The sequence below is a fragment of the Flavobacterium luteum genome, assembly GCF_008806775.1.
Lineage (GTDB): Bacteria > Bacteroidota > Bacteroidia > Flavobacteriales > Flavobacteriaceae > Flavobacterium > Flavobacterium luteum.
On sequence record NZ_WAEM01000002.1, the window covers coordinates 269,039 to 294,848 of the forward strand.

Consider the following 25,810-nt stretch of genomic DNA (forward strand, 5'->3'; position numbering starts at 1 on the left):
TATTTTGTAGATTTAAATTTACAATTCTAATACGCCATTTTCAGCACCTGCAAATTCATTCCAGATGAAATAATCCGCTTCAGAATCGTTAACATAAACACCATCAACAACATACTTAAATTCATAGATAGCGTCTGTATTTAATTCGAAAACTCCTTTAAAAGTTCCGTTTTTTAATTTGCTAAGTTGTCCTTCTTCTACACTCCAGTTGTTGAAATCACCTACTACTGATGCATTAGTTGCATCTTTTGCATCAACACTAAAAGTTACTTTGCAAACTGGTTTCGATTTTATAAATTGTTTCTTAATAGACATAACTGTTTCATTTTTAGAATTATGGGACAAAGAAAGTAAATTCATTTGAACTATCCATAACTCTTGTTACGAATTAGGATAATGACAAGAAGTATCAAAAAAAATAACCATATTCATAACTTTTAACATTTTAAATTTCTATATACTTAAAGTGCAAACGTTTTTCTATTACATATTCTTCATTCTAATACTATTACTTTTTAAGAAAAATCCAATAATTCTGGTATTAAAAACATCAATTTAAACAGAATTCTTTTCGATTTTAAAAATAAACATCCGTTTTGTTTATTAATTTTTATAAATTAAAGAATAATCAACTTTTGTAACATCTTCATCTTTTATTATTTATAACTGCGATAAAAGTAAAAAGCCAAGCCCCAATAAGGAATAATCCTCCAATAGGAGTAATAAAACCTATTGCTCTAAAATCAATACTAGTTAAGTCATTTGTTGCTAAAAGATAAATGGAACCCGAAAAAAAGAGAACTCCTAACACCACTAAGTATAAAATTGTTCTTTTAGCCTTTTCGGTTACCAAAGTTGTTGTGCCAACAAACAATAAAAATAAAGTATGATACATTTGATATTTCACTCCAGTTTCAAAGGCAATCAATTGTTCTGTTGATAAAACTTTTTTCAATGCATGTGCTCCAAAAGCGCCTAGAACAATAGCAATTACTCCAAATAGTAACGCTGTTAATACCATTTTTCTTTCCATTATATTTTATTTTTTTATAAAAAGTAAAATTATTGGTTATACATGAAAATAGAAAGCTATTTATGATTTATTAATTCCTTTTGTTACTAATAAAAAATATTATATTTGTAATTCATAAAAATAGAGAACCCTAATGAGAAAAATACTTTTAATTCTTACTGTTATTCTAACGATTAACTCGCTTTTTGGACAAGTAAACAAAACTGTAAAATCAGGAGAGAAATTTATTTATGCGGCTTCCTATAACATGAGCGGTCTGATGACACAACTCGCCCAGGTAACTATGGAAACCGAAACGGTAAAGACTTCCAAAAAAACCTTACTTCATTTAAGTTGTCAAGCCACAACTTTTAGTAAATGGGATACTTTTTTTAAGATTAGAGATTTATATGAATCTTATGTAGATCCTATTACGCTAAAACCTAGTTTATATAAAAGAGATATTTTTGAGGGCAAATACACTAAGAGAGAAAAATACATTTTCAAAAATGACGGAAAAACTATAGAAAGTACCGTTAATAAAAAAAATACTCCTGAAACTAAAAAAACCTTCCAAATCGGTGGAGCAACTCAAGATGTAGTTTCTTTATTATACAAAGTAAGAACAATAGATTTCAGCACATTTAAACCCGGACAAATAAAATCTTTTATAGTAGTTTTTGACCAAAAAGAAATGGCAGTTTCGGTAAAATTTATGGGTAAAGAATCTGTTTCAGCTGGAAACTTAGGAACAAAAACATGTTATAAAATTTCTATTGGAGCAAAAACCCAAGCCCTTAGAGGAACTGACAAAAATATCATTTGGCTTACTGCCGATTCGGCAAAAATACCTGCTTTAATCAAATTTAGTATTCCTGTGGGAACAGGACAACTTACATTAACTAACGCTTCTGGATTATAAAATTATGAGAAAATTATTTATTGTTTTAGCCATTGTATTTGCAATTCTAGGAATTGTATTTGCCGTATTACCTTTGGGAACCTTAGCACTATTGCCTGTAGGATTGGCATTAATTTTTGCTTTTATAGCATTTATACAATCCGATATTAATCAAAAAAGTTTGCCTAAATGGATTCTTATTATCATGGGAATTACACTAATTGTTGTAGTTGGAAAAGTAACTCTTATAAAGGATGAAGTAGCCAAAGACGAACAATTTGAACAAAAAAAGATAGAATCTAAGCAAGAAGATTTAAAGGATTTAGAAGATTTAGAATAATCTCCCTTTACCTAAAATAGAAAGCTCACTTCATGTGGGCTTTTTTATTAATTTTCACTGCTGTTTATATTCTATCATGACTCTTATTCCTTGATAATTTTCACAACAAAAATCTCGGTTAGCGTATTAATTTTTAAAATATAATTTCCTTTTTTAAAAGTTGACACATCAATCTTTGAAATAAACGTTGATGGTTTTATTAATTCTTTTTTCAAGCATTTGCCTTGAACATCATAAATAGAATAATCAACAATTGAAATGAATTCAGAATTCAATTTGATATTTACAAAATCTTTTGTGGGATTTGGATATGTAAATATGTTCGTTGTTTTTCTATTTGTTTTGGGAAGACCTAATACATCTGATAAATTAAACCTTGAAACGCCTATATTAGACGACGTACTCCCAGCTACTAATATTTGATTTGTGGGAAGATATATGGCATCATAAGCAGTCACAACAGGGTTGGGGTCGGTATTTTTATAATAATATTTACCGCTAGTAGCAAAAGTTAAATCTAAAACACCATCCTCACTGTAACGAGTCATCGCCAAACTAGCTCCAAAAGCTCTTCCTACTAGAATTATTTTACTATCGGGCTGAAATAAAATTTGATAAGCAGTATCATTACTATAAGTAAACTCTGTAAATACTTTTCCTTGATTTCCAAAGGTTGTGTCTAAATCCCCATTCGCATTATACCGAAGCATCATAAAGGCCTTTCCTTCATTAAAGGAAGTGTATTTTTCACCAGCAACAATAAACTTGCCGCCTTTTTGAAATTTCATACTTGTAACGTCTATTAAACTAGAACCAGAGAGTCCAATATCAGTTTTTACGGTTCCGTTTACACCAAAAGAAGGGTCTAAATTTCCTTTTGAATCAAATTTAGCAACTGCTACCATTTGGTTTGATATTCCTGAAACAATTATTTCTTGATCATCCGTTAACAATAAAGAATTCCCAAAATCACCATTATTATTATCTCCAAAAGATAATACCACTTTTCCATTACTGCCAAAAGTAGTATCTAATGTGCCATTTGTATTATATCTAGCCAAAATAAAATTCCCATGCTGTGAGGAATATTCTGGCGGATAGGTAGAACCATCTGTAAAATTAGTTTTCCCACATAGTACAATTTTGCCGTCATTTTGAATTTTAACATCGGTTGCGCTATCTGAAAAACCATCAAAATCGGTAAAAACTTTTCCCCCAACTCCAAAACTCGTATCTAAAGTTCCATCTTTATTGTATCGCGCCATGGCAACATCCAAAAAATTATACAAGTTAAAATTTGAAGTATTTCCAACGGCGACAATTTTGTCATCTGTTTGAATAGCAATAGCCAATATCGCATCATAAGTGCTGCTTAAATTATAGGGAGGATTAACAAAATCTGTGTTAGTAACACCATTGGTTCCAAAAGTGATGTCTAGACTCCCATCAGCATTCATTCTGGTCAAACCAAATTCAGTTCCAGTTCCAATAGGGGTTTTAGTTCCTGCTAAAACAATTTTACCATCGCTTTGCAAAGCAATTGCATTGGCACGTGAGGTAGCGAGAGAAGTTGGAGAATTTTTGGGAAAAACAGCAACTTGGGTGCCATTATTTCCAAAACTTGTGTCGAGACTTATTGCTTGAGAAAAAGCTGTAGTAATACAAAAAACGAGACTAAAGATTAAGTAAATTCTATACATGATATTTTATTAAAACAAAGAAGCGAAGCTAGTTAATTGTTTGTATACAAACAAATTAATTAAATTTTTCTTACTTCAAATTCATCGTTGTATTAATATTAAAACTTTAAATGATTACAAAAACTTTTAGAAACTATCCTCAAAAAATCAATCAAAATTATACATTATATCTTACAAGCATTTACAATTTAATATATTTGTATCACTATTCACAAAAACAATGAGAAATATTCTAATTATTGGAGCTGGTCGTTCAGCATCTTCTTTAATACAATACCTATTAAAAAAATCCGATCAGGAAAATTTGCATCTTACTATTGCCGATTTATCTATCGAGTTAGCCCAAAGAAAAACCAACAATCATAAAAATGCAACAGCAATTGCTTTAGATATTTTTGATGAAAATCAGAGAAAAATCGAAATTCAGAAAGCCGATATCGTTATTTCGATGTTGCCAGCGCATTTACACATTGAAATTGCTAGAGATTGTATAGTTTATAAAAAACACATGGTTACCGCCTCATACGTGAGCGATGCCATGCAAGAATTAGATGCTGCAGCAAAAGAGAACAATCTTATTTTCATGAACGAAATTGGTCTTGACCCTGGAATTGACCACATGAGTGCCATGAAAGTCATTGATGAAATTAGAGAAAAAGACGGAAAAGTAATTCTGTTTGAATCTTTTTGTGGCGGATTGGTTGCGCCAGAATCAGATACAAATTTATGGAATTATAAATTTACTTGGGCTCCTAGAAATGTGGTTTTAGCAGGGCAAGGTGGCGCAGCTAAGTTCATTCAGGAAGGAACCTATAAATACATTCCTTATCACAAGTTATTCCGTAGAACCGAGTTTATGGAAGTGGAAGGATACGGAAGATTTGAAGGATACGCCAACAGAGATTCACTCAAATACCGAAGCGTTTATGGTCTAGACGACGCTTTGACTTTATATCGTGGCACCATTCGTCGTGTGGGATTTTCTAAAGCATGGAATATGTTTGTGCAACTCGGCATGACCGATGATACTTATGTCATCGATAATTCTGAAACCATCAGTTACCGAGAATTCACCAACTTGTTCTTGCCCTATCACCCCACCGATTCAGTTGAAATTAAATTGCGATTGAGTTTAGGCATCGAACAAGACGATATCATGTGGGACAAATTATTAGAATTAGATATTTTGAATTCTAAGAAAATTGTGGGATTGAAAAATGCTACTCCTGCACAAATTCTAGAAAAAATACTTACCGATAGTTGGACCTTGCAACCCAATGACAAAGACATGATTGTGATGTACCACAAGTTTGGTTTCGAAATAAACGGTGTTCAAAAACAAATAGATTCTAAAATGGTTTGCATTGGCGAAGATCAAACCTATACCGCAATGGCAAAAACGGTAGGATTACCGGTAGCTATGGCAACTTTACAAATCCTAAATGGGAATATTACAACTCCAGGCGTGCAATTGCCCATAAATAAAGAAGTATATCTGCCCATTTTGAAAGAACTTGAAGAGTATGGAGTAATTTTCAACGAAAAGGAAATGCCCTATTTGGGCTACAATCCTGATAAAGTTAGAGGGTAATTAACTTAACGCAAAAAAAATCCGCTTCTCTTGAAACGGATTTCTGTCTCATAAAATAATAAGAATATTACCTTCTATTATTAAAAATAGAAATATAATACAACAACGTGGCAATAGACCCAATTGCAGCAACAACGTAGGTTCTAGCAGCCCAATTCAAGGCGTCTTTAGCTCCAGCATGTTCTTCACGAGTGAGCATATTTTTGTTTTCTAACCATGCTAAAGCTCTGTTACTTGCATCATATTCTACAGGTAAAGTGATTACAGTAAATAGCGTTGTAGCTGCAAATATTACAATTCCAACCAATAATAATTGCGGAAATGTTTTCAACATTAAAATACCTGCAATCAAAATCCATTGTACATAATTAGATGTTATGCTTACCACAGGGACTAATTTAGAACGCATTTCTAACCAACTATAAGCAGTAGCATGCTGTACAGCGTGACCACATTCGTGAGCGGCAACTGCAGCAGCGGCGGCATTTCTTTGGTTGTAAACTCCTTCACTTAGATTAACTGTTTTGTCGGCTGGATTGTAATGGTCGGTCAATTGTCCTTCAACCGAAATGACTCTTACATCACGAATGCCATGATCGGCGAGCATTTTTTCGGCAATTTCACGCCCTGACATTCCGTTTTGCAATTGCAATTTAGAATACAACTCAAATTTACTTTTCAATCGACTACTTACTAACCAACTGAATAACATGATTAAACCTGCTAATATCAAATACATAATTCTTTGTTTTAAAATTTAAAATTATTTAACGATCATCAAATTATAAGCCAATTTTTGAAAATGTCAATTTGGCATTATTATTTTAATCCCATAGAAACATAGATAATAAGATGTTTTGGTATGTATTGTAGTCAACAATAGAAAAAATGAATGGTTTTTTCATACTTATGATTCTCTTTTTTAATTTTAAAAAAGCCATATTTCTATGTCGCAAACCTTTTTATCCAACCAAATTAATCACTTTCCCAGGAACAATAATTACTTTTTTAGGTGCATTTCCTGCTAATTGTTTTATCGTTCTTTCATCTTTCATGATGATTTCCTCAATTTGATCTGGAGTTAAATCTAAAGGCAATTCGATGGTGAAACGCATTTTTCCGTTGAAAGAAACTGGATATTCCTTACTGCTTTCTATTAAATATTTTTCGTCTAATGCTGGAAAATCAACCGTAGCAATTGAACCAGAATGTCCTAATTGACTCCACAATTCCTCAGCAATGTGTGGCGCATAAGGCGATATCAAAATGGCTAACGGTTCTAGAATTGCACGAGAATGACAATTTTGAGCCGACAGTTCATTCACACAAATCATAAACTGCGAAACCGAAGTGTTGAAAGAAAATCCTTCAATATCTTCAGCTACTTTTTTGATGGTTTTATGTAACGACTTTAAATTGTCTTTGGTTGGTTCGGCATCAGTAACACAAAACATGTTCTGTTCTCCCCCTTCGGGGGAGTTAGAGGGGGATTCAAAATACAAACGCCATAATTTTTTTAAAAAACCAAAAACTCCAGAAATTCCTGCTGTATTCCATGGTTTTGCTTGTTCTAAGGGTCCTAAAAACATTTCGTACAAACGCAAGGTATCGGCTCCGTATTCATTACAAATATCATCTGGAGTAACTACATTGTATTTGGATTTGGACATTTTTTCGACCTCGCGAACAACAGTAATATTTTTATTCTCGATTACATCATTACCATCAAAATAAGATGCATTATACAACCTTTTATATCTTTCATCTTTAGATAAATCTGTTAAATCTATTTCGTTCTTTGAATTGACATATTTAACATCTATTGACGACTTAAAACAGACAAAACTTCTTTCTAATCCTGATAATCGATTATTAAAACTTTCAAAAACTGATAATCTTTCATCAAGAAATTCAAATAATTTTTTTGGTAAATTGTTTATTAAACCTCCATTCATATATTCTTTATATGTTTGAAAGTTTATCAAAACTTGTTCAAAGGCATTTTCATCACCAATTTTTGCTTGTAAAACAAACACAAATGCGCTTTCTCCCAAAATCATCCCCTGATTAATCAACTTCTTGAAAGGTTCTTCTGTCGGTGCAAAACCTTTGTCTTTTAAAAATTTATTCCAAAAACGGGAGTACAATAAATGTCCAGTGGCGTGTTCGCTTCCGCCAATATATAAATCCACGCTTTCCCAATAGTTTAAAGCTTCTTTACTGGCAAATTCTCCGTCGTTATGTGCATCCATATACCGCATCCAATACCAAGAACTTCCCGCCCAACCCGGCATGGTGTTCAATTCTAATGGAAAAATGGTTTTATTGTCGACCAAATTCGTTTCAACTACTTTACAGTTTAGACTGTCCCAAGCCCAAACGGTAGCATTTCCTAATGGCGGTAATCCGTCTTCGGTTGGTAAGTATTTTTCTACTTCTGGCAACACGATTGGTAAATGTTTTGCATCAATCATTTGCGGTAAGCCATTCACATAATACACTGGAAATGGTTCGCCCCAATATCTTTGGCGAGAGAAAACGGCGTCACGCAAACGGTAATTGATTTTGCCTTTTCCTTGACCTATTTTTTCTAATTCTGAGATAACTTTCTTAGTTGCTTCTTTATAATTCAATCCATTCAAGAAATCAGAATTGGCAATAACAACGTTGTCTTTAGAACTGAATGCTTCTTTTGAAATATCGGCATTGGCAAAAATATTCTTGATCTCTTGCATTCCCTCTTGCCCCTTGAAGAAATTCGCAAAAGCATAATCTCGTTCATCACCACAGGGAACCGCCATAACAGCGCCAGTTCCGTATCCTGCCAAAACATAGTCTCCAATCCAAACTGGAATTGGTTCTTTGGTAAACGGATGCTCTGCATAGGCTCCCGTAAAAACACCTGAAATGGTTTTTACATCTGCCATGCGCTCTCTTTCAGAACGTTTTGCGGATTTTTCGATATAGGCTTCAACAGCTGCTTTTTGTTCTGGAGTGGTGATTTGAGCCACCAATTCGTGTTCTGGAGCCAATGTCATAAAGGTTACTCCAAAAATAGTGTCAGGCCGTGTTGTGAATACTTCGATATTTGCTTCGTGATTTTTTAATTTAAAAGAAACCATCGCTCCAACCGATTTTCCAATCCAATTTCTTTGGCTTTCCTTAATGCTTTCGCTCCAATCAATGCTTTCTAAACCTTGCAACAAACGTTCCGCATAGGCTGAAATTCGCATACTCCATTGGGTCATTTTCTTGCGAACAACTAGGAAACCTCCGCGTTCTGAAACGCCATTTACAATTTCGTCATTGGCTAAAACAGTTCCCAAGCCTGGACACCAGTTTACTTCAGTTTCCGCCAGATAAGTTAATCGATATTGTAATAGTATTTTTTGTCGTTCTTCTGATGAAAATGCGTTCCATTCGCTTAACGAAAAAGTTGGAATGTTATCATCGCAAACCGCATTTACATTAGCATTTCCTTCGCTTTCGAAAACAGCAATTAGCGTTGCAATATCTTCGGCTTTGTCAGTATTTTTATTGTACCAAGAATTGAATAATTGAATAAAAATCCATTGGGTGTGCTTGTAATAATCTGGATTTGAAGTACGGACTTCACGACTCCAATCGAACGAAAAACCAATTTTATCCAATTGCTTTCTATAGCCTGCTATTTGTTTTCCTTCTTTATCTACTCCACCATCAATATTTACTGAAGTTGTGTCTTCTGGGCGTTGCCCCGTTTGAATAGCATATTGCTCAGCTGGCAACCCAAAGCTATCATAACCCATTGGGTGCAGAACATTGAATCCGCGATGTCTCTTGTATCGCGCATACACATCAGATGCGATGTATCCTAACGGATGCCCCACATGTAATCCTGCTCCTGATGGATAAGGAAACATATCTAAAACATAAAATTTAGGTTTGTCGGAATGGTTTGATGCTGCAAATGTTTGGTTTTCTGACCAGAATTTTTGCCATTTAGCTTCTATTTCGTTGGGATTGTATTTCATAAAAAGATTCAAAGTTAGAACGTGACAAAGTTGCAAAGCCTATCTCACATGACTATTTAAGTCAGCAAATTTACGTTTATTGTACTAAAGTCAAAACTTTAAACGTTATAAAGTATAATTAAAGAAATTCTTTATTATTTTTACCACATAATTTAAATTTATTATGAGTTCTTCTTTCGAAAAGTTTCAAAAACGCAGACTGATATCCTCTTATTTTTCGGTTGTGTTAAGCATATTTCTGGTACTCTTCCTTTTAGGCCTTCTTGGTTTATTTGTTATTAATTCTAAAAAACTATCTGACGATTTTAAGGAAGAAATTGCTATGACTGTTTTCTTCAAAAACGAAGCTAATGATAGTGTCATGAAGGCTTTTCAAGAGGAACTTAAAGTGGCTAAATTTGTAAAATCGAGCGAATATGTTACAAAAGAGCAAGCCGCTAAACAGCATACCGATATTATTGGGGAAGATTTTATGACTTTTTTAGGTGCCAATCCTCTACAAAACTCCTTTGACATTCATTTAAAAGCCGATTATATTGATACAGAGAATATCCGAAAAATTGAAAGTCGTTTTAGAGCTAATGAAATGGTTTCGGATATAGTTTATGACAAGCAATTAGTAAGTTTAGTAAACGATAATATCAAGAAAGTAAGTATGTGGATTTTGATTATTAGTGGTATTTTAGCTTTTATTGCCGTAATTTTAATTAATAGTTCTATGCGGTTATCCATTTATGCGAATCGATTTATTATAAAAACAATGCAAATGGTAGGTGCTACAAAATCATTTATTAGAAAACCATTCATCATGCGAAGTATAAAATTAGGATTGATAGGTTCTTTTTTAGCAGTTTTAGCATTGATTGGTGTACTTATTTATTTAGATACTAGCTTCCCAAATTTAGAAATACTCGAGGAGCCATTATTTATTGGAGCTGTATTACTTGGCGTACTTTTAGTTGGAATTTTAATCACATGGTTGAGCACCTATTTTGCAACGCAACGCTATTTGAATTTAAGAACCGACGATTTATATTAATTTAGAATCACAGATTAAAAATACAACCTTAAAACAGAGGATAAGATTGCTTCAATCCTCAAAATGATAAAATGGAAGACAAACAACAACCACAAGAATTTCTTTTTGATGCAATAAACTATAAAATTCTTTTAATTGGAATTGCCGTAATTGCCCTTGGATTTATATTAATGTCAGGCGGTGGCAGCGATGATCCTAAGGTTTTTAATGAAGCCGTTTTTAACTTCAGAAGAATCCGTTTGGCACCTACGATGGTTTTGATTGGCTTTGGAATTACCATATACTCTATATTAAAAAAAGATAAAAAATAGATTATTCTCTTATAATCTAAAATACAAAAACATACATGGATATTTTACAAGCTATTGTTCTTGCTATTATTGAAGGGATTACTGAGTTTTTACCTGTTTCTTCAACTGGTCACATGATTCTTGCGAGTACTTTTTTCGGAATCGAACACGATGATTTTACTAAATTATTTACAATAGTCATTCAATTGGGAGCTATACTTTCTGTAGTGGTTTTGTATTTTAAACGCTTTTTTCAAACTTTCGAATTTTATTTAAAAATTCTGGTAGGTTTTATACCCGCTGTAATTTTAGGATTATTATTTGCCAAAAAAATTGATGCTTTGTTAGAAAATCCTATTACCGTTGCCGTATCACTTTTGATTGGAGGAGTTTTATTATTGAAAGTGGATGACTGGTTTGGAAATTCAACCAATACCGAAATCACTTATCTTAAAGCTTTTAAAATTGGTATATTCCAGTGTTTAGCCATGATTCCGGGTGTTTCAAGAAGTGGCGCAAGTATTGTTGGCGGAATGTCGCAAAAATTATCACGCCCTTCGGCGGCAGAATTTTCTTTCTTTTTGGCAATACCAACCATGCTTGGCGCGACAGTGAAAAAGTGTTATGATTATTACAAAGATGGCTTTGTGCTGACTCACGATCAAATTAATTTATTAGTTATTGGAAATGTAATTGCCTTTATAGTTGCGCTAGTTGCTATTAAATCTTTTATTGGCTTTTTAAGCAAACATGGGTTTAAAGTTTTTGGTTATTATAGAATTATTGTAGGGATTGCATTGCTAATAATCCACTTTTTTATCCATCCTCTTTCAGTAATTTAATGAATGCTGAAGACTACTTAAACGGGGAAATTTTGCTTATTGATAAGCCTTTGCATTGGACTTCGTTTCAAGCCGTAAACAAACTGAAATATTTGCTTATAAATAAAGTTGGTTTACCAAAAAAATTTAAGATAGGTCATGCTGGAACCCTAGATCCATTAGCTTCAGGGTTATTACTCGTTTGTACAGGAAAATTTACCAAACGAATTACTGAACTGCAAGGACAGGCCAAAGAATATACGGGTACCTTTTATATTGGAGCCACGACGCCTTCTTACGATTTAGAGACCGAAATTGACGAAACTTTTCCAACTTCTCATATCAACGAATCTTTGATTCATGAAACTGTTAAACAATTTTTGGGAGAAATTAACCAAAAGCCACCTGTTTTTTCTGCTATTAAAAAAGACGGCGTTCGACTTTATGAACATGCTCGTGCAGGAGAAACTGTTGAAATTGCATCAAGAAAAACAACCATTCACGAATTTGAAATTACAAGAATTGCTCTTCCTGAGATTGATTTTAGAGTAGTTTGTAGTAAAGGTACTTACATTCGTTCTTTAGCTTATGATTTTGGAAAAGCGATGGATTCTGGCTCGCATTTAACATCGTTACGAAGAACAAAAATTGGCGATTATGATGTTAATAAGGCTATTGAGGTAAATGATTTTGAAGATAGTTTAGTTTCCAATTTATAGTGTCTTATTATTTTTTATAAACACTATTTCATAAAAACAGAATATAGCTATATTTGCAGAACTAAACTTAACAAAAAAATGGTGGAGAAATATGCATAATAAACTCCACATAAAAACAAAAAAACTAGAATGAAATACAAAAGAATTCTTCTAAAATTAAGCGGCGAAGCACTAATGGGCGACAGACAATACGGTATTGACCCATCACGTTTGGCTGAATATGCTGATGAAATTAAGGAAATTCACGACAAAGGTGTAGAAATTGCCATTGTAATTGGTGGAGGAAATATCTTTAGAGGTGTTGCTGGAGCTAGCAATGGTATGGATCGAGTTCAAGGTGATTATATGGGTATGCTTGCTACGATAATAAATGGAATGGCTTTGCAAGGTGCGCTTGAAGATAAGGGCATGCTTACTCGTTTGCAAACGGCTTTAAAAATAGAAGCTATTGCTGAGCCTTATATTAAAAGAAGAGCCGTTCGTCACTTAGAGAAAGGCCGAATTGTAATTTTTGGTGCTGGTACAGGAAATCCTTATTTTACTACCGATACAGCTGCGGTTTTACGTGGTGTAGAAATTCATGCTGATGTCATTTTAAAAGGTACTCGAGTAGATGGAATCTATACTTCTGATCCTGAAAAAGATCCTACAGCAACAAAATTTGATTATATTTCATTTGAAGATGTACTTAAAAAAGGATTAAATGTAATGGATACTACCGCTTTTACTTTAAGCCAAGAAAACAAATTACCCATCCTTGTCTTTGATATGAATAAGAAAGGCAACTTAATAAAAATTTGCGAAGGAGAAAATATTGGAACCGTAGTTAATATATAGACACTTGGACAAACTTAGATTTTTAGACAAAACCAAATAAGTCTAAATAAATTATCTAAGAAGTCTAACCATCTAAAAATCTAAAATATGACTGAAGAAATTGAATTTATATTAGATAGTACCGAAGAATCGATGAATGGTACAATTGCACATTTAGAAAAAGCATTTTTGAATATTCGCGCTGGAAAAGCTTCTCCTGCAATGTTAGGAAGCGTTTTTGTAGATTATTATGGTTCGGCAACACCGCTTTCGCAAGTATCTAAAATAAGTGTTCCAGATGCCAGAACAATCACACTTCAACCTTTTGAGAAAAACATGCTTCATCTTATAGAAAAGGCTATAATGGTTGCTAATATAGGTTTTAATCCTATGAACAATGGCGATTTAATTATCATTAGCGTACCACCTTTAACAGAAGATAGAAGACGTGATCTTGCCAAACAAGCAAAAGGAGAAGCCGAAGAAGCTAAAATTGGTATTAGAAATGCTAGAAAAGAAGCTAATACAGATATTAAAAAGTTAGAAAAAGAGGGCACATCAGAAGATATTTGTAAAACTGCTGAAGAAGAAGTTCAGACTTTAACCAATACATTTATACGTAAAATAGATGAATTACTAGTAAATAAAGATGCTGAAATTATGAAAGTGTAATTTTAGCATCTTCTTTATATTCTCTAAGGTTTGATAATTAAAACCGAAGGAATACTAGATAACCAAACACTCTGAGAATCAATAAGCTTTTTCCAACTTTCAAGACTAACAATCATTAAGTCCTGCTTGCCTAAAAACTCTTTTTTCATTGTTCTTTCGTTCATTAAAGAAATATTTTTAGGATAATTTTTTTGTAAAGAATCGATAGCACTTTCTATAACAAAATTATTATCAAACATATTATTTATATCTAAAATAAAGATAGTAGAATTATTGTTGAAAATTAATTTTTGAGCATAATCTAAAAGAAAAGAATCTTCAGAATTAAAAATAGGAATAAATACATTATTAACCGTTTTTAAACTCTTATCAATCAAAACCCCTAATGGCATTTTTGTTTTCGAAATGATTTGTCTGGTTCGTTCGTCAAATGGCGAATTTTCGAATAACCCTTCTTTACCCGTAAATTTATCAATAAGTCTGTCTGGATTTATAATTCGAGTAGTAAATCCTAGCACTTTTCCTAGTAAAGTACCTTCAAAAATTGATTTTCCTAATCCTACTAATAACAAATCATAGTCTCCATGATTCGCGATATCTGCTATATCAGTTTCGATATCTGTGGTAGCTTTAAAAAGAGTAGTGATTTCTTGATTCAACAAATTTGATTCTTCAAGTATGGGGTCGAATCTTCTTTTTTCTTGTTCTTCTATATCATAGGAATGCATTTCATCGCTTAATGACAAATGCATTGCGGTTATAGTTGATGTTTCTTTTTGTTTTTTAACTAAACAATTGGCGAGTCTTAAAAGAGATTTTGCTTTCTCATTATTGCCAAAAGATATTAAAATTTTATACTTATTATCATTCGGAACGTTATCTATAACTGCCTCCGCTTTAGTTTTAAAAATAAAATTTATTAAATCAAGGGCTGGCCCCGTCATAACAGTCGTTACAAGTGCCATAATAACCATCATAGTAAAAACTTCGGATGTGAGAACACCTAAATCATAACCAATGTTTAAAACTACCAATTCCATTAATCCTCTTGTATTCATTAAAGCACCAATTGTTAAACTGTCCTGCCAGCTCTGTCCAACAAATTTAGCAGCTAATGCACTTCCGAAAAATTTTCCTACAACAGCTACTAATATAATTGCCCCTGTTAGTTTCCATAAATAAGGGTCGTTTATTAGCCCTATTTGAGTTCTTAAACCTGTAAAAACAAAAAATAAGGGTAACAATAATATAACCGATACATCTTCGACTTTTTCAATAAAAATAGCTCTAAACTTAGTAATGTCAGGCATAATTGCCCCAGCCATAAATGCTCCAAATAGCGCATGAATACCTATAATTTCGCTGGTATAAGAAGATAAAATAAGTGTTAAAAAGAAAATGGCTACAACAGGTTTGCTTAATTTATTTTTAGTTTTATATAAATCCCCTATTCTTTTAAGAAAAGGTCTTACTATAAGAAGCATCACGCCTACATAAAGTATTGCTAACCCTATTACATATAGCGAACTAACGAACGACCCTGCTTTAACTATAGCAATTACCGCTGCTAAAATACACCAAGCTGTAATATCATCAGCGGCTGCGCAAGTAATAACAATAGTTCCTAAACGTGTTTTATGTATTTCTCTTTCTTGTACAATTCGTGCTAAAACGGGAAAAGCAGTTATACTCATAGCGATTCCCATGAATAAACTAAATGACAAAAATTCGACTCCTAGAGGAGCAAATCTGTAATAAATAAAATAAGCTAAACCAATGCCTAGGGAAAAAGGGATTACAATGCTAGCATGACTAATTACAACTGCATCGTTTGCTTTGTTTTTTAATACTTTTAAATCCAATTCCATTCCAATTACAAACATAAAGAGTATCAAACCTATTTGACTCAAGAATTGCAGATTCCCAAGAGAAGCTATAGGAAATAATACAGAAGAAAATTCCGGAAAATACAAACCTAGTAATGATGGTCCTAATGCAATTCCAGCTACGATTTCACCTATAACTGATGGTTGCCCTATTTTTCTGAAAATCCACCCAAATAGTCTGGCAACAAAAATTATCGTAATTATTTGCCCTAAAAGTATCGCAAGCGGATGTTGCAGATTGTGAGACAGTGAAGTTAAAAATTGAGTCCATTGATTTTCTTTAGAAGCTACAACCACAATTTCTCTTCCGTTTTCTAAAAATTTTCCTTTGGACAAAATCCAATAAATCAAAACTGAAAAACCTCCAGTAACAACAATATAAAAAATAGAATTTTTATGTCTTTTCATTTTTTTTGATTCATCTTAACAATGATTTTTTACCTTCAAAATTACTGAACCAAATATATAAATTTTAAAATTCAAAAAAATTAATACATAAATTAAATCTTATTAAAAAAATCATGATTTAAAACTGTAATTCTATAGGTCATAAATTATTAAATATGTCCCGATTTATTTACCTTTGCAGCCATTTTATATGATATGATAAAGAAAATAAAGGTAGGCTTCTGGGAATTTATTGCTGGGATTATACTACGAAATAGAATTACAATACTAATTGTAATAGGAATTATTACTGTTTTCCTAGCCTTTCAATGGCATAAAATACAATTTACCCATTCAGAGGCTAATCTTCTTCCAGACGACCATATAGTCAATATAGAGTACAATGCTTTTTTGAAAAAATTTGGTGAAGAAGGAAATTTAATCGTTGTAGGTGTAAAAAGCGAAGAATTATTTACTCCAAAAGCTTTTTCGGCTTGGAATAAACTAATGACCGATTTAAAAGATGACAAAGAAGTAGATTTAGTTGTATCTGTAAATGATTTAAAAAAATTACAAAAAAACGATTCTCTTCAAAGGTTCGAATTGGTTTCATTTACTAATGATAAAAAAGTATTAAGCAAAGAATATCTCTCTGAAATTAAGAACGATTTATTTCAAAAATTACCTTTTTACGAAGGATTACTTTACAATAAAAAAAGTGGTTCCATTCGTTCAGCAATTTATTTAGATAAAAAAATAGTCAATACTATTATCCGGAAAGAGTATGTTCTGGATGCTTTTATTCCAAAAATTGAAGCTTTTGAAAAAGAAACGGGTATCGATTTGAAAGTGTCAGGAATGCCTTATATCCGTACATTAAACGCAAAAAGCATTGTCGATGAAATTGGTTTATTTGTTGGAGCTGCTTTATTTATTACTTCTTTAATATTCTTTTTGTTTTTTAGATCGCATCGTGCAACTTTAATTTCTGTTGTAATTGTTATAATTGGCGTCATGTGGACCTTTGGATTATTAGGCCTATTTAATTATCAAATTACTGTTTTAACTGCCGTTGTTCCATCGTTAGTTATTATCATTGGAATTCCTAACTGTATCTTTCTTACCAATAAATACCAACAAGAATATGTTGCCCATGGCAATAAAGCGAAATCATTGCAAAGAGTCATCACGAAAGTAGGCACGGCAACATTAATGACTAATCTTACTACCGCAGCGGGATTTGCAACATTTATAATTACAAATAGTGAGATTCTTAAAGAATTTGGAATTATAGCTTCTATTAGCATTATAGCGCTTTTCTTTTTATGCCTTATAATTATACCTATATATTACAGTTACCAACCTGTTCCTCAACCCAAACACTTAGAACATTTAAATCGAAATTACACTCGAGTATTTATGTCTTGGATTGAAAGAACTGTAAAATACAGAAAAAGTTACGTTTATACGGTTTCCATAGCTTTATTCTGCATAAGTATTTATGGCGCATTACAAATAAAAACATCAGGCAGCTTAATAGAAGATATGCCTAAAAATACTGATTTTTTTAAAGATATTATCTTTTTTGAGAAAGAGTTTGACGGAGTTATGCCTTTAGAAATAATGATAGACACCAAACGTAAAAAGGGTGTTTTAAAATTATCAACTCTAAAAAAAATGGACGAACTTCAAAAAACCATTGAAGAAATTCCAGAACTTTCTAAACCCATTTCTATATTAAATCTTGTAAAATATTCTAAACAAGCGTATTATAATGGAAATCCTGGATATTATGATTTACCAACTTCTCAAGAGCAAACATTCATAGCCAGTTATGCTAAAAATGCTTTTAATGGAGGTAAAAAAGACATCATGAAAAGCTATGTAGATAAAGAGGGCCAAGTTGCCCGAATTACTACCTTCATGAAAGATATTGGCACAGGAAATATGGAAAAAATTGATCAAAAATTGTGGAAAAAGATTAACGAAATTTTTCCTCCTGATCGTTATACGGTTACCATTACTGGTAAAGCTTCTGTATTCGAAAAAGGAACAAAATACTTACTTGACAACTTGGTTTCTTCTCTGCTATTTGCTGTTTTCTTGATAGCCCTGCTAATGGTAATAATGTTTCGATCATTTAAGATGGTTATTGTTTCATTGATTCCTAATATTTTACCTTTAATGATTACCGCTGGGTTAATGGGCTTTTTTGGAATTCCATTAAAACCGTCAACAATATTAGTATTCAGTATTGCTTTTGGGCTTTCAGTAGATGATACCATACATTTCTTAGCACAATACCGTCAAGAATTAACAAAACACAACTGGAAAATAAAAAAATCGGTTTTTGCCACTTTACAGGAAGCTGGCGTAAGTATGTTTTATACATCAGTGGTATTGTTCTGTGGATTCTCTGTATTTATGCTCTCTAGTTTTGGAGGCACCATAGCACTTGGTGGTTTAATAGCCATGACGTTGGGCTTCGGAATGTTATCTAACCTTATGCTTTTACCATCTTTAGTATTAACTTTAAACAAAAGATTGGCTAATGAACAAGAGTTTCATGAACCGACTATAAATATTGTAGATAAAGAAGATTACGAAGAAAATTTAGAAGAAAAATAAATTAATTTATATTTGTAAGACGATTTGGAATTTCATTATTATTCCCTAATCAATAATCAAAATTTTAAAATGAAACATACAAAAATAAAAGACTTATTAAGCAGTTCAAAAACAGCACAAGAAGTAAATGCTAAAGGCTGGGTAAGAACTTTTAGAAACAATCAATTTATTGCTTTAAATGATGGTTCGACTATTAATAATATTCAATGTGTAGTCGATTTTGAAAATACTTCTGAAGAAACTTTAAAAAGAATTACAACTGGCGCAGCCATTTCAGTAACTGGTGAATTAGTAGAAAGCAAAGGTGCTGGACAAAAATATGAAATTCAAGTTACAAAACTTGAAATTCTTGGCGATTCTGATGCTGAGAAATTTCCGATGCAACCCAAAAAACATTCGTTAGAATTTTTACGTGAAAATGCTCATTTACGAGTTCGTACTAATGCTTTTGGAGCCATTATGAGAGTGCGTTCGGTTTTGTCATTTGCAGTACATAACTATTTTCAACAAAAAGGATTTGTATATGTAAACACGCCTATCATCACTGGATCTGACGCTGAAGGTGCCGGAGAAATGTTTAAAGTAACCTCACTACCATTTGACAATCCACCAAGAAATGAAGATGGGAAAATAGACTATAAAAAAGATTTTTTTGGAAAAGAAACCAATTTAACGGTTTCAGGTCAATTAGAAGGCGAAACTTTTGCAATGGCATTAGGTCAGATTTATACTTTCGGACCTACATTTCGTGCCGAAAACTCGAATACATCCCGACATTTAGCCGAATTTTGGATGATTGAACCCGAAGTCGCTTTTAATGATTTGAATGACAATATGGATTTGGCAGAAGATTTTATTCAATACGTTATTAAATATACGTTGGATAAATGCCCAGACGATTTGAAATTTTTAGACAGTCGTTTAACCGAAGAAGAAAAGTCGAAACCACAAACAGAACGCAGCGAAATGTCTTTGTTGGAGAGGCTAAACTTCGTTTTGTCAACTAATTTCAAACGCGTTTCATATACAGAAGCTATTGATATTTTAAGAGATTGCACCCCAAACAAAAAGAAAAAGTTCAATTACATCATTAACGAATGGGGAGCTGACTTGCAGTCGGAACACGAACGCTATTTAGTAGAAAAACATTTTAAATGTCCAGTAATATTATTTGATTACCCAGCAAACATAAAAGCATTTTATATGCGTTTAAATGAAGACGGAAAAACAGTTCGAGCTATGGATATCCTCTTCCCGGGAATTGGTGAAATTGTTGGCGGTTCACAAAGAGAAGAACGTTACGATGTTTTGGTTGAAAAAATGAAAGCATTAGGAATTGCTGAGGAAGAATTGTGGTGGTATCTTGATACCAGAAGATTTGGAAGTGCAGTTCATTCTGGTTTTGGATTAGGGTTTGAAAGATTGGTATTATTTGTAACCGGAATGTCTAACATTCGTGATGTGATTCCTTTTCCTAGAACACCAATGAATGCAGAATTTTAAAAAAAGTTGATTCGGTTAATCAGTAATTCGATTAATCAATTAAACAAATAAACGATTAATCGATTAAACAAACACATGCTCAAGCAATTCTTAAATCTTAAATTATCTCAAAAATTATCTCCACAGCAAATACAGTTGATGAAGCTAATACAGTTACCTACGCAAGCTTTTGAGCAACGTTTGAAGGAAGAGATGAATGAAAATCCAGCTCTCGAAGCTGGAAAAGAAGAGGAAGAATTGTACGAAAAAGACGAATTTGATAACAATGATGAATTCGATGATTATGAGGATAATGAAAGTATCGGTGCTGAAGAAATTAACATCGACGAATATCTAAGCAACGACGAAACCCCTGATTATAAAACCCAAAGCAACAATTACAGTGATGACGATGAAGATCGAGAATCACCGTTGACAGCTCCAATAAGTTTTCACCAAGATTTAATCAATCAATTGAATACTTTTATTCTTAACGATGAAGAACGAGAAATTGCGGAATTTCTTGTAGGAAGCATAGATGACATGGGTTACATCCGCAGAAGTATTGCTGATATTGTTGATGATATGGCATTTACACAAGCTATTTATACTGACGAAAAAAAAGTTGAAAAAATGCTTTATATTATTCACGAACTTGAGCCTTCTGGTGTTGGTGCTCGTGACTTACAAGAATGTTTGTTGTTGCAATTAAAGCATAAAACTCCTACAGAATATATTGCATTAGCAATCGACATTATTGAAAATCAGTTTGATGCGTTTACCAAAAAACATTACGACAAACTACTTCAAAAATACAATGTTTCAAATGAGCAACTCAAAAAAGCCATACACGAAATAGAAAAATTGAATCCCAAACCAGGTGGTTCGTTTACAGGTAATAATAAAATTACTGAAAATGTAGTTCCCGATTTTGCTATTCGAATCGTAGATGGTAATCTAGAATTGACTCTTAACGGAAGAAATGCTCCTTCTTTGCACGTTTCGAAAGATTATCAGGAAATGATGCAAACTTATAAAGATTCCAGAGATAAATCGAATGCTCAAAAAGATGCCGTGCAATTTATCAAGCAAAAATTAGATTCAGCCAAATGGTTTATTGATGCTATTAGACAACGTCAAGAAACTTTATTTGTCACTATGAATGCCATTATGCATTTTCAACAAGAATTTTTCCTTGAAGGAGACGAAACCAAGATGAAGCCAATGATTTTAAAAGACATTGCTGACATGGTTGGTTTAGATATTTCGACAGTTTCCCGTGTAGCCAATAGCAAATATGTTGAAACGCCTTATGGAACAAAACTCATCAAAGAATTTTTCTCAGAAGCCATGAAAAACGATCAAGGCGAAGATGTTTCTACCTTAGAAATCAAGAAAATTCTTAAAAACACTATTGAGGAAGAAGACAAACACAAACCACTTCCTGACGATCAGTTGGCTGAAATTTTAAAAGAAAAAGGCTATCCTATTGCTAGAAGAACCATTGCAAAATACCGAGAACAGCTCGATATTCCTGTTGCTAGAATGAGGAAGAAAATGTAGCAGTTTTGTTTTTCTGTTATAAATCATAGGATTTTGGACTATTAATTTATTATAAACTTATTTCATTGAAAAAAATCCTTCCACTATTTTCCTATCTTTTTCATCCAATATTTATTCCATTATTCGGAACGATTTTTTATCTATTTTTTATACCTAATTATTTTGAATTCAATCAAAAGTACCTGCTTTTGATTCAAATACTTATAATTACAATTTTCATTCCTATTTCATTTTATTATCTTTTAAGAACGCTAGGAAAAGTAGATTCTATGATGGTTTCTGAATTATCTCAGCGAAAAATTCCGTTAATTATTCAAGCAGTATTAATTGTCACTTTAATTCAAAAAAGCATCACTATAGATCGAGTGCCTGAATTGTTTTTTTTCTTTTTTGGTGGTCTTATTAGCACTTTATTGACACTGATTTTTCTATTTGGAAAAATAAAAGCTAGTATTCATATGATTGGAATTAGCTCATTAACCGCTTTTGTTGTTGGACTCAGTTTACACAACCAAGTAAATTTTATATATTATATTGCCTTTTTGATTCTAATGAACGGAGTTATTGCATCTTCTCGATTAGCAATGAAAGCTCATACAAACATAGAATTGGGAATTGGTTTTTTAGTTGGATTAATTCCACAAGTTGCTTTAGGTTTTTTTTGGCTATAGGATGTAAAACATCAATCCTAAATTTAAAGTACGCATACCTATTGTCTCTCCATTTATTTTTGCTGAAGATTTAAAGAAAGGAGTCAATCCGTAATTTACATAAAAATTCCACGTGTTATAACCAAAAGCCAAATAGGTCTTGAATTGTAACTGGTTTAAATCAGTATTTCCTGAAATATGATAATTAGAATCATTGTCTATATGAGAGTATTTGTCATGAATTAAATAACTTAATTTTACTCCAGCATAAATTCTCCAAAACTCGTGACTCTCCGGAGTAGAAGTTCGCCATCTAAATTCTAGAGGGACATCAACATAATACTGATCTTGTCTGTTTTTTGAAGTATTATTTACTGAACCTAGAGTTGAATATGAAATGAATTGATTCGCTTTTGTAATCAATAAATTATGAAAACAACGGTCGTAAGAAAAACCCAAACCCGCTGCTATCGCTAAAGTTCTACTTATATTTATAGGCATATCTCTCAAAAAACCTAATTCAATTCCTGAAGAAAATTTATTTTGAGAAATAGCATCTGGTTTATTAAACAAACTATTATAAGTAAATCCTAAATAAAATTGATCCTCACGATACAACGAATCTACTGCTATTATAGGTGCTGACAACATATTCTCTTGTGAAAAAATAGCACAACTTATAAAAAACAAAAAAATAGTGAGTGTAAACTTCATAGTGCATATTTGGTGGCTTAAAATTACAAAAAAACACTTATAAAAGGTAACTTTGAAAAGTTTAGATTCTAAATTGTAAATTTGTTTGTCTAAAATTTCCTTTTAGTCTCATTTATTATACAAAAAAACATGATTATACTTGTAGCGGCGGCTGGTAAAAATAATGCTTTGGGCAAAAACAATGATTTAATTTGGCATTTACCAAATGATTTTAAGCGTTTTAAAGCACTTACATCAGGTCATCATATTATTATGGGGAGAAAAACATTCGAAAGTTTTCCGAAACCTCTTCCTAATAGAACACATATTGTAATAACAAGGCAGAAAGAATATCAACCTGAAGGCTGCATTATCGCTGATAGTATTGAAAAAGCATTAGAGATTTCGCCTAAAAGTGAAGATGTTTTTATTATTGGTGGTGGAGAAATTTATGCACTAGGATTGCCTTATGCAAATAAAATAGAGCTTACACGTGTTTTAGATAGTTTTGAAGCTGATGTTTTTTTTCCTGAAATTGATTTAAAGGAATGGAAACTGGTAGAGGAAGAGTTTCATCCAAAAGATGAGAGACATAAATATGATTTTAGTTACCAAACTTTTATAAGAAAATAAGTAATACTTCTTTCTAATGTAAAATCTTATAGGTAAATATAACCAACGCCAATATAATTCCAGTTGAAAAAATAATGACGTTGGTATATTTGTGAGAATAACTCTCAAAAAATCCTTTAATACCAAATACCACAAAGGTACTAAAGGCGGAAAAAACTAAAATTTCCAAAAACAAATTTAAACCAAAGAACGTTTTTTGCGCTTCAAAATTAACACCATATAAATTTGTTGTATTTACAACGTTTACAAGAAAAAATGAAATAATAATAACGACTATTAACCATTTAATTTCTCTTATGAAATCTCTTGAAAAACATATTCTAAATGTTAATTAATTGCTTAGTAAAATTGAAATTAATTTATCAGACCAACAATACCCATAATTAGTGATTTTTTATTCACTAATTTTAGTGAGCAAAAGAACAAAACTTAAGACTCTCTCTTAGAGTTAATATATTTTAAAACACAATTAGAGATTGTGCAGTTTATATTATATTTGCAAAAAACAAAAATGCCAAAAATCATTACTCCATATAAAGAATCTTTATTAAGTAAAAAAGAACAAGTTGCTCAAATGTTTGATACAATTTCTGAAAATTATGACGGTTTAAATCGAATAATTTCATTTGGTATTGATGTTAAGTGGAGAAAAAAAGTATTGCAAATAGTCACGCAATCAAATCCTAAAACAATTCTCGACATTGCTACAGGAACAGGTGACTTAGCCATATTAATGGCAAAAACAAATGCAGAAAAAATTATTGGTTTAGACATTTCTCCAGGAATGCTAGAGGTGGGCATAAAAAAAATAGCCAATAAAAATCTTGCCAATAAAATTGAGATGATTATTGGAGATTCTGAAAAAATGCCTTTTGAGGACAATACTTTTGATGCTATTACAGTTGCTTTTGGCGTACGAAATTTTGAAAATCTTGAAAAAGGATTAACCGAAATTTTACGTGTGTTGAAACCAAATGGTGTTTTTGTAATTTTAGAAACTTCAAATCCTACAAAATTTCCTTTCAAACAAGGATATGTTTTTTATACTAAAAACATCTTGCCATTAATAGGGCGAATATTTTCTAAAGATGATGTAGCTTATGGTTATTTATCAGAATCGGCTTCAGTTTTTCCTTTTGGAGAAGCTTTAAACAATATTTTGAGAAAAATTGGGTTTATAAATGTTGTAGATAGGCCTCAAACATTTGGTGTTGCAACCATTTATTCAGCTTCCAAGAAATAATACTGAAAAACAGTACGCATCAATATGAAAAAAATAATTGTTTTTATTGTAATGTTCATTTTTACTGATGGATACTCCCAGTTTCCAGGTGGTGTATTTAGTAAAGACCCAATTATTAACAATGAAAATTTTGACAAACAACGAGTATACTGGGGCTATTTTTTAGGTTTTAATTCCTATGATTTTAAATTTGAATATAAAAATGTTGCTCCAGATGTTTTAGTCAAAACTACTACTGGTTTTAATGTTGGTTTGGTAGGTGATTTACGTCTTTTTGAATATGTTAATTTGCGGTTTGAACCCGGACTGTATTATACCCAAAGAGATTTAACTTTTGCCAATCAAACTAAACCTATTGATGCTTTGAGGCCTGTTGGCGCTACTTATATCCATTTGCCATTATTATTAAAATTCTCTTCTTTAAGAACTGGTAATGTGAGACCTTATCTAGTTGGAGGCTTATCCTCTACTTTAAATTTATCTAGTAATTCGCAATCCTTAGATGATAATTTTCAGCAACGTTTTAGAGTAAAAAAATGGACTCGAAATTATGAAATTGGTTTTGGCGTTGATTTATACTTAGAATATTTTAAATTCTCCCCTTCTATACGTGGTGTTTTTGGTTTAAACGATGAATTAATTAGAGATAATGACCTCAACAGTCCTTGGACTGGAAATATTCAATCGATGAAAACTCGGGCTTTTTTAGTAAACTTTACTTTTCATTAAAA

At 32.1% G+C, this 25,810-nt stretch carries 23 protein-coding genes; 16 read left to right on the forward strand and 7 right to left on the reverse strand.

The features are described from left to right. Positions 1 to 18: 18 nt before the first annotated feature. Positions 19 to 315, reverse strand: a complete 297-nt coding sequence (locus tag F6464_RS05025; RefSeq protein WP_151106712.1) for an isoamylase early set domain-containing protein — start codon at positions 313 to 315, stop codon at positions 19 to 21. Between the two features lie 331 nt (positions 316 to 646). Then, positions 647 to 1,033, reverse strand: a complete 387-nt coding sequence (locus F6464_RS05030) for a DUF423 domain-containing protein (protein WP_151106713.1) — start codon at positions 1,031 to 1,033, stop codon at positions 647 to 649. A gap of 133 nt (positions 1,034 to 1,166) precedes the next feature. Between F6464_RS05030 and F6464_RS05035 the strand changes: the two genes are divergently transcribed. Next, positions 1,167 to 1,934 (forward strand): DUF3108 domain-containing protein, encoded by a 768-nt coding sequence (locus F6464_RS05035; RefSeq protein ID WP_151106714.1) that lies wholly within the window; start codon positions 1,167 to 1,169, stop codon positions 1,932 to 1,934. Positions 1,935 to 1,938: 4 nt separating this feature from the next. Further along, a complete protein-coding gene (locus F6464_RS05040) occupies positions 1,939 to 2,253 on the forward strand; it encodes a hypothetical protein (protein ID WP_151106715.1) in 315 nt (104 codons plus the stop codon). A gap of 83 nt (positions 2,254 to 2,336) precedes the next feature. Here the strand turns inward: F6464_RS05040 and F6464_RS05045 are convergent, their stop codons facing one another. Then, positions 2,337 to 3,953, reverse strand: coding sequence for a T9SS type A sorting domain-containing protein (locus tag F6464_RS05045; RefSeq protein ID WP_151106716.1), 1,617 nt, complete (start codon positions 3,951 to 3,953; stop codon positions 2,337 to 2,339). A gap of 220 nt (positions 3,954 to 4,173) precedes the next feature. Here F6464_RS05045 and F6464_RS05050 point away from each other — a divergent pair, with 220 nt between their 5' ends. Next, positions 4,174 to 5,544, forward strand: a complete 1,371-nt coding sequence (locus F6464_RS05050) for a saccharopine dehydrogenase family protein (protein ID WP_151106717.1) — start codon at positions 4,174 to 4,176, stop codon at positions 5,542 to 5,544. 67 nt (positions 5,545 to 5,611) lie between these two features. Here the strand turns inward: F6464_RS05050 and F6464_RS05055 are convergent, their stop codons facing one another. Then, the gene (locus F6464_RS05055; RefSeq protein ID WP_151106718.1) at positions 5,612 to 6,283 is read right to left on the reverse strand and encodes a zinc metallopeptidase; all 672 of its coding nucleotides are present in this window, start codon (positions 6,281 to 6,283) and stop codon (positions 5,612 to 5,614) included. A 223-nt stretch (positions 6,284 to 6,506) separates the two neighbouring features. Next, positions 6,507 to 9,557, reverse strand: a complete 3,051-nt coding sequence (locus F6464_RS05060; protein WP_151106719.1) for a leucine--tRNA ligase — start codon at positions 9,555 to 9,557, stop codon at positions 6,507 to 6,509. Positions 9,558 to 9,720: 163 nt separating this feature from the next. Between F6464_RS05060 and F6464_RS05065 the strand changes: the two genes are divergently transcribed. From F6464_RS05065 to frr, 6 genes are all read left to right on the forward strand, one after another. Beyond that, positions 9,721 to 10,596 carry a cell division protein FtsX gene (locus tag F6464_RS05065; RefSeq protein ID WP_151106720.1) on the forward strand — a complete coding sequence of 292 codons (876 nt, stop codon included), beginning with the start codon at positions 9,721 to 9,723 and terminating at the stop codon, positions 10,594 to 10,596. A 71-nt stretch (positions 10,597 to 10,667) separates the two neighbouring features. Continuing rightward, positions 10,668 to 10,907, forward strand: a complete 240-nt coding sequence (locus tag F6464_RS05070; RefSeq protein WP_151106721.1) for a DUF3098 domain-containing protein — start codon at positions 10,668 to 10,670, stop codon at positions 10,905 to 10,907. A gap of 35 nt (positions 10,908 to 10,942) precedes the next feature. Further along, entirely contained in the window at positions 10,943 to 11,728 is a 786-nt protein-coding gene (locus F6464_RS05075; RefSeq protein ID WP_151106722.1) for an undecaprenyl-diphosphate phosphatase, read from the forward strand. Further along, on the forward strand, positions 11,728 to 12,426 hold the full coding sequence (truB, locus tag F6464_RS05080) for a tRNA pseudouridine(55) synthase TruB (RefSeq protein ID WP_151106723.1): 699 nt from the start codon (positions 11,728 to 11,730) through the stop codon (positions 12,424 to 12,426). The genes F6464_RS05075 and truB overlap by 1 nt, the downstream gene beginning before the upstream one ends. Before the next feature lie 129 nt (positions 12,427 to 12,555). Continuing rightward, complete coding sequence (gene pyrH / locus F6464_RS05085; RefSeq protein WP_151106724.1) at positions 12,556 to 13,263, forward strand: UMP kinase; 708 nt, start codon at positions 12,556 to 12,558, stop codon at positions 13,261 to 13,263. 87 nt (positions 13,264 to 13,350) lie between these two features. After that, on the forward strand, positions 13,351 to 13,914 hold the full coding sequence (frr, locus tag F6464_RS05090; RefSeq protein ID WP_151106725.1) for a ribosome recycling factor: 564 nt from the start codon (positions 13,351 to 13,353) through the stop codon (positions 13,912 to 13,914). A 23-nt stretch (positions 13,915 to 13,937) separates the two neighbouring features. On the opposite strand, the gene F6464_RS05095 is transcribed toward frr, so the two are convergent. Beyond that, positions 13,938 to 16,208 carry a cation:proton antiporter domain-containing protein gene (locus tag F6464_RS05095; protein WP_151106726.1) on the reverse strand — a complete coding sequence of 757 codons (2,271 nt, stop codon included), beginning with the start codon at positions 16,206 to 16,208 and terminating at the stop codon, positions 13,938 to 13,940. A 195-nt stretch (positions 16,209 to 16,403) separates the two neighbouring features. Between F6464_RS05095 and F6464_RS05100 the strand changes: the two genes are divergently transcribed. The 4 genes from F6464_RS05100 to F6464_RS05115 all read left to right on the forward strand — a co-directional run bounded on the left by F6464_RS05100 (position 16,404) and on the right by F6464_RS05115 (position 22,531). Next, positions 16,404 to 18,815, forward strand: a complete 2,412-nt coding sequence (locus F6464_RS05100) for an efflux RND transporter permease subunit (RefSeq protein WP_151106727.1) — start codon at positions 16,404 to 16,406, stop codon at positions 18,813 to 18,815. A 69-nt stretch (positions 18,816 to 18,884) separates the two neighbouring features. Next, entirely contained in the window at positions 18,885 to 20,318 is a 1,434-nt protein-coding gene (asnS, locus tag F6464_RS05105) for an asparagine--tRNA ligase (RefSeq protein ID WP_151106728.1), read from the forward strand. A 75-nt stretch (positions 20,319 to 20,393) separates the two neighbouring features. Next, a complete protein-coding gene (gene rpoN / locus F6464_RS05110) occupies positions 20,394 to 21,860 on the forward strand; it encodes an RNA polymerase factor sigma-54 (RefSeq protein ID WP_151106729.1) in 1,467 nt (488 codons plus the stop codon). A 188-nt stretch (positions 21,861 to 22,048) separates the two neighbouring features. Beyond that, the gene (locus F6464_RS05115; protein ID WP_225318031.1) at positions 22,049 to 22,531 is read left to right on the forward strand and encodes a hypothetical protein; all 483 of its coding nucleotides are present in this window, start codon (positions 22,049 to 22,051) and stop codon (positions 22,529 to 22,531) included. On the opposite strand, the gene F6464_RS05120 is transcribed toward F6464_RS05115, so the two are convergent. Further along, positions 22,526 to 23,224, reverse strand: a complete 699-nt coding sequence (locus F6464_RS05120; RefSeq protein ID WP_151106731.1) for a porin family protein — start codon at positions 23,222 to 23,224, stop codon at positions 22,526 to 22,528. The genes F6464_RS05115 and F6464_RS05120 overlap by 6 nt on opposite strands. 129 nt (positions 23,225 to 23,353) lie before the next feature. Between F6464_RS05120 and F6464_RS05125 the strand changes: the two genes are divergently transcribed. From F6464_RS05125 to porT, 3 genes are all read left to right on the forward strand, one after another. Then, positions 23,354 to 23,836 carry a dihydrofolate reductase gene (locus F6464_RS05125; protein WP_151106732.1) on the forward strand — a complete coding sequence of 161 codons (483 nt, stop codon included), beginning with the start codon at positions 23,354 to 23,356 and terminating at the stop codon, positions 23,834 to 23,836. Between the two features lie 511 nt (positions 23,837 to 24,347). After that, positions 24,348 to 25,079: a bifunctional demethylmenaquinone methyltransferase/2-methoxy-6-polyprenyl-1,4-benzoquinol methylase UbiE gene (gene ubiE, locus F6464_RS05135; RefSeq protein ID WP_151106733.1), complete on the forward strand. Its 732-nt coding sequence runs from the start codon at positions 24,348 to 24,350 to the stop codon at positions 25,077 to 25,079. Positions 25,080 to 25,103: 24 nt separating this feature from the next. Continuing rightward, complete coding sequence (porT, locus tag F6464_RS05140; RefSeq protein ID WP_151106734.1) at positions 25,104 to 25,808, forward strand: type IX secretion/gliding motility protein PorT/SprT; 705 nt, start codon at positions 25,104 to 25,106, stop codon at positions 25,806 to 25,808. Positions 25,809 to 25,810 lie beyond the last annotated feature (2 nt).